This is a genomic window from Streptomyces sp. NRRL WC-3549, assembly GCF_000721935.1.
Taxonomy (GTDB): domain Bacteria; phylum Actinomycetota; class Actinomycetes; order Streptomycetales; family Streptomycetaceae; genus Streptomyces.
On the sequence record NZ_KL585445.1, the window covers coordinates 74,393 to 75,429 of the forward strand.

Below are 1,037 nucleotides of genomic sequence, written 5' to 3' on the forward strand. Positions count from 1 at the left end.
GGAAGCTGTAGCCCTGGCCGCCGGTGACCTGGGTGGCGGGCCAGTTGCCCCCGCGGGGGTCGTCGAGCGCGGCGAAGGAGCTGTTCCCGCCCGCGCAGATCTTGCCGTCCGCCGGCCCTGCCGCCGGGAAGCCCTTCGGGCCCTCGACGCTCTGCGGCTCCCACTGGATGTTGCCGCAGCCGGTGACGGTGCCGTTGGCACACAGCTTCTGCCTGCTGATGGGGGAATCGGTGTAGCCGTGGCTGCTGGCACTGCTGGTGGCGAACATGGAGACGCCGGCGATCGCCAGGCCTATGACGGCCGCGCTTGCCCTTTTCCGCATGGTGTGTCGCTCCTAGAAGAACGTGGGGGATGTCCTGGGGGCTCTGCTGTGCGCAGGGGGTAATGCGGTGGTGCTGCGGTCTAGACCAACCCCAGATTATTGACGCCGCATGAACATGTCCAGACCAATGTCCGTACGGTTTTCGGTGCGCCCCTGCGGCGTTGGCCGTCTCCTCACGCGCGCTGGTGCTCGCAGCGCCCGGTGTAGAAGGCCACCGTCAAGTCCCTGACCAGCGCCTTGTGTTCGTATGCGTCGAGCTCGACGATGCCCCGGCCGGTCAGCCGGTGCACGGTGTCGTCCACCGCGTCGACGACGGAGGTGAGCACGCTGTCCCGGTGCCGGGCGTCGATCGCGGCCACCCTGCGCCGGTGCATCGCCGCCGCGACCTCCGGTGCGTACTCGACGCGGGTCGGCTGGGCGGAGTACACGTCGATACCCGAGGGCAGGCAGTCCGCCTTCAGCATCCGGGTCAGCGCGTCGCCGACCGCCTCCGCGTCCCGCAGGGTGCGGGTCCGGCTCTCCTCGTGGAAGGCGTCGGCGGGCAGTTGCGACAGCACCCGTGCCAGCGCCGCCTCGACCTGGTCGCGCAGGTACTGCTCGTGGTCGGCGACGCCGAGCGCGGCCCGTGCGGTGTCCTCGACGCGCCAGACGACCAGCACCACCGCGCGGAGTGCGGTACCGCTCGCGTCGACGGCGGGCAGCGGCTCGCTGCGCC

General features: G+C 70.8%; 2 protein-coding genes. Both read right to left on the reverse strand.

From position 1 onward, the window contains the following. Window positions 1-322 (reverse strand): lytic polysaccharide monooxygenase (locus IH13_RS0134580; RefSeq protein WP_031090864.1); only part of this gene is annotated, 322 nt, incomplete at its 3' end. Between the two features lie 173 nt (window positions 323-495). Further along, a partial coding sequence (locus tag IH13_RS0134585; RefSeq protein ID WP_031090866.1) for an SPFH domain-containing protein occupies window positions 496-1,037 on the reverse strand: 542 nt, incomplete at its 5' end.